This window comes from Kitasatospora sp. NPDC004240, assembly GCF_053603215.1.
Map to the genome: position 1 here is coordinate 45,237 of NZ_JBSGFD010000049.1, position 3,638 is coordinate 48,874.

Consider the following 3,638-nt stretch of genomic DNA (forward strand, 5'->3'; position numbering starts at 1 on the left):
CGTCGTCGTTGCGCAGGTGGAACATGCCGTTGCGCCAGATGCCGACGTTCCCGGCCGCTCCGCCGTCCCAGTTCCCCGCCACCGGCCGGTCACCGGCGGCGCTGTCGTCGACGATGCTGTTGTTGCGGACCGGCGAGAAGGTGCCGTGGCCGGAGTAGTACGGGTAGGGGATCTTCCGGTGGTGGACGCCGCTTCCGGTGAACTCGTAGCCCCAGTACTCGTCCTGCGCGGAGTCGGTCCAGCCTCCGAAGACGACGATGTGGCCGTTGGCGCCGGCCGCGTCGTTGAGCATCGCGTCGCCGGGCTTGAGGTCTCCCTTGCCTATCCACGAGGCGACGCCGTTGGGGACGAAGCTGGTGGTGTCCAGGCCGGGCGTATCGAGGTGCCAGGCCATCGAGGCGTAGCCGGAGCAGTCGGTCCGGTAGCCCTGGTAGGTGTTGTTCCAGCTGTACTCGAGGCCCCGGCCGACCCAGGAGGCCGCCCGGCTGATCACCTCGCTGCGGGTGATCCGGGGACCGGTCTGCGACTGGGCGAGCTGGACGGACGCTCCCTGGCCGGGGCTGCCCTTGTCGACGGCGGCGATGGCGGCGGCGGACGGCGGGGTGTCGTTCTGCGCGGCGACGGCCGGGGTGGAGGCGACGATGCCGGCGACGAGCGCGGCGGCGGCCGCGACGGCGAGCCCGCGCGTCAGGGCATGGGTGCTGGACATGGTGGGTTCTCCCCCTGGGTGACATGTGTGGGATGGCGCCGGCCCCGCGTGCTCGGCGGGCCGTCCGTGACCGCCGTCCGACGTTCCTCTCGGGGCCCCCGGTGCCGATGTGACGGCTGGTCACGTATGGGCATCATTCATGCGGCGCTCGAACAGAGTCAATGTCCAGTGAAAATAGCTGCCCCGGCGCCTGGCCGGATCACTCCTCGCTGATGTGTGGCTTTGTCATGACTTGTCAGCGCAGAGCAGAGGGAGGCGCAGGCGGGTGGACCTCCGCGCGCGACTCCCTTATGGCTTGAATTTTCACTCTGTAGTAAGTCTTTGTTGCTTCTCCGCCGCCGCCGGGCCCGTTCCGGGCCGCAGGGCATCCACCCGCGACCGCGCTGCGCCCCGCACGGGATCGGCCGGCCCCCATACGCACGCGGGAAGCCGGCCGGTTCCCGTGCCCGGGGCGGGCGCCGGCCCCCCGGGGGCGCCCGGCCGGGGGTTCGACCTCCTCGACGAGCCGGGCAGGTGGGCGGCGCCGGTCGGCAGCGCTGACCGGTCGACAGATCGGCCTTTACGCGAGGGGGAAGGCCGACCGTCCGGCCCCCTTCTCGATGACCCGTCCGGCGCGCGCGGCCGGCGGGGAACGCTGCGGCCGGGATGGTCGGTGGTGGCCTCCATCACCGGCGGCTTCGACCTCGGTGCCGGCTTCATCGCCTTCGATGTACCGGTCGCCGCCGTTTTCGCGTTCCCCTACCTGACGCCCGCCCTCGGCCTCGGCTGATGCCCTCCGGTACGTCTGCGGCCCCGCGCTCGGTCACGAGCGCGGGGCCACAGACGTGGTGCGGGCCGGGCGGGGGTCACTGGACGCAGAACTCGTTGCCCTCGGGGTCGGCCATGACGACGTGCTCGAAGCCGTGTTCCTTGACGCGGTGGAGGGTGGTGGCGCCGAGGGCTTCGAGGCGGGTGACCTCGGCCTCGCGGGCGGCGGGGCCGGGGTGGAGGTCGAGGTGGAGGCGGTTCTTGAGCTGCTTGGGCTCGGGGACGGCCTGGAAGAGGATGCGGCGGCCCAGGCCGGTGCCGGTGGCGGGGTCGAACGGGTCCTCGGGGTGGCGGACCGCGGCCAGGGTGCGCCAGGCGGAGTGGCCGTCGACCCGGGTGACGAGCTCCGGGCCGGCCTGCCCGGCGGCCAGCAGGCGGTCGATCAGGACGCTGTTGTCCTCGACGGCGTAGTCGAGGGCGGCGGCCCAGAAGGCGGCCTGGGCGATCGGGTCGGCGCAGTCGATGACGAGCTTCCAGTGCAGAGGCATGTAACCAGTTTTACAGGTTACAGATGTGATCGGCAATCAGGCGGGCAACGGGTCGTCCGTGTAGGGCGGTTGAGGGTGGGAATACTCGCCTGGCGAAGACGACGAGGGGGCTCGGTCGATGGTGCAACAGGATCCACCCGCGGGGGTCGAGGCGGAACTGCTGCCGGAGTTGTTCCGGACGGCGGACCGCGCGTCGCTGGACGGGCAGCGCCGCACCCTGCGCTGGTACCGGGGGCTGATCGCGATGCTGGTGCTCGCGGCGGTGGTCGGCTCGCTGCCCGGGCCGGAGAAGCGCGGTGACGCGGACATCACCCCGCTCTTCTCGGTGATCGCCTTCCTGGTCGCCGGTTACTTCTGGTGGCGGCTGCGCACCGCCAATCCGCAGGGCCGCTGGTACGAGGCCCGGGCGGTGGCCGAGTCGGTCAAGACGCTGGCCTGGAAGTACGCGGTCCGGGCCCGGCCGTTCCACGGGGAGGCCGAGTCCGCCGAGGTCGACCGGGGGTACCTGGCGCAGCTGGAGGACGTGCTGCGGGCCTTCGACGATCCGGCGATCGTGCCGCCGGACACCGTCGCGGAGATCACCCCGGAGATGCGCCGCGTACGGGCGGGGAACCTGTCCTCGCGCCGGACGCTGTACCTGCGCACCCGGGTGGAGGGGCAGCGCACCTGGTACCGCGCGCGGGCCGACGCGTACGAGTCGCAGGCGACCTCCTGGGGGCTGGGCGTCGCCGCACTGATCATCCTGGGCGGGGCGGCGGCGGTGGCCCAGGCGACCGGCACGCTCCCCGTGCACGTGTTCGGCGCGAGCTCGGCGGCCGCCGCCGCGATCATCGCCTGGACCCAGCTCAAGCAGCTGCGCCCGCTGGCGTCCGCGTACCAGCTGGCGGCGCGGGTGCTGGAGAACGTCGGCAACCAGCTCTCCGACCTGGACCTGAAGGCGCCGGACGCCGAGGCGAGCTGGGCCCGGCTGGCGGCCGAGGCGGAGGACGCGGTCTCCCGGGAGCACACCACCTGGCGGGCGAAGCGGGCCTTCCCGCGCTGAGCCCTCCCGCGCCGGGCCGCCCCGCCCCGGGCCGCCCCCGGTCGTGACCTCGCGGCGGCCGGGCCGGTCAGGCATCCAGGGGGGCTAGACCGAACGGGTGGCCGGCCGGGTCGATCAGGACCCGCAGGGTGCGGCCGTGCTGGTACTGCGGCTCGGTGGCACCGAGGGCCAGGGCGCGGGTGGTGGCCGCGTCCAGGTCGTCGACGTAGAAGTCCAGGTGGAAGTGCTTGCTGCCGTCCGGTTCGGTCCACGGCTCGGGCCGGTAGCCCAGGACGCGGCCGAAGCCGAGCGGGCTGCCGCCCTCGGGGTTGTCGAGGATCGCGAAGTGCTCGTCGACGTGCCGCGTCTCCCAGCCGAGCAGCTCGCCGTAGAAGGCGGCCAGGGCGACCGGGTCGGCGCAGTCGATGGTGACCATGGCGAGCCGGGCGAAGCCGGCGCCGTTGGGCTCGGAGAGGTCGGACATTTCTGGTCGGCCCTTCTGCTCGGTCGGATCGCATGTCCGTGGTCGGATCATGTCCAGCATCTCGCCAGGCGGCGCGCGCGGCTCGTCCGGACGGCCGCCGCCCGCGCCGCGGGGGGGGAACGGGGCCCG

The 3,638-nt window shown here is 73.0% G+C and carries 3 protein-coding genes and 1 pseudogene; 1 reads left to right on the forward strand and 3 read right to left on the reverse strand.

Going from position 1 to position 3,638, the window contains the following annotated elements; all coding sequences use genetic code 11:
- Positions 1-709: pseudogene (locus ACWEQL_RS15910) on the reverse strand (hypothetical protein); the annotation flags it as partial.
- An 845-nt stretch (positions 710-1,554) separates the two neighbouring features.
- On the reverse strand, positions 1,555-2,004 hold the full coding sequence (locus ACWEQL_RS15915) for a VOC family protein (protein ID WP_452150836.1): 450 nt from the start codon (positions 2,002-2,004) through the stop codon (positions 1,555-1,557).
- Between the two features lie 118 nt (positions 2,005-2,122).
- Between ACWEQL_RS15915 and ACWEQL_RS15920 the strand changes: the two genes are divergently transcribed.
- Positions 2,123-3,046, forward strand: a complete 924-nt coding sequence (locus ACWEQL_RS15920) for a DUF4231 domain-containing protein (RefSeq protein ID WP_452150837.1) — start codon at positions 2,123-2,125, stop codon at positions 3,044-3,046.
- Between the two features lie 67 nt (positions 3,047-3,113).
- Here the strand turns inward: ACWEQL_RS15920 and ACWEQL_RS15925 are convergent.
- Positions 3,114-3,638, reverse strand: a 525-nt coding sequence (locus ACWEQL_RS15925; RefSeq protein WP_452150838.1) for a VOC family protein, incomplete at its 5' end; no start/stop codon positions are given.

Coding starts and splice junctions, on each gene's coding strand:
- ACWEQL_RS15915 (WP_452150836.1), bottom strand. CDS start 2,004: ATGCCTCTGCACTGGAAGCTCGTCATCGACTGCGCCGACCCGATCGCC.
- ACWEQL_RS15920 (WP_452150837.1), top strand. CDS start 2,123: ATGGTGCAACAGGATCCACCCGCGGGGGTCGAGGCGGAACTGCTGCCG.